Here is a 444-nt window from a genome sequence, read left to right as displayed (position 1 = left end):
ATATAGGCCTTGATGCCCTGCATACTGGTCTGACCCAGCGGCAGATAGCCTTTGTCCGCCATATAACGGCCGATGGAAACATACGGATGTTCGTTTTTATCGGCAAATCCGACACGGATGTATTTGCCGGACGGCGTTTTCAGACGGCCCGAACCTTGAATGTGCATAAAGAAAAGTTCGACCGGATCATCTGCATAACCCAAAATCGGCGCTTTGCCGTTAAGCGCGCCGCCGTTGATTTGGCTGCGGGTGTGGTAAGGAACAAAACGACTGCCTTCAAAACGGCCTTTCAGCGCAGTACTGCGTGCTGTAATCGGGAATCTGGACAAGTCGGCCGTGTATGTGCCGCTGTTGTCGATGACGCCGCTGTTTGGGCCGGTTTGACGGATGCGGACGGTGGCTTTGCTGCCCCTCAAGTTTGCAGCCAGCGGAACGGAAACAAAA

General features: G+C 53.8%; 1 protein-coding gene. It reads right to left on the bottom strand.

Going from position 1 to position 444, the window contains the following annotated elements:
* On the bottom strand, window positions 1–444 hold a 444-nt coding region (locus ACTHUR_RS21010), incomplete at both ends, for an MltA domain-containing protein (protein ID WP_440400749.1).

This window comes from Neisseria sp. P0021.S007 (assembly GCF_051956855.1).
The sequence above is the reverse complement of the archived record's forward strand: the minus strand, read 5'-3'. Positions and strand labels throughout refer to the sequence as shown.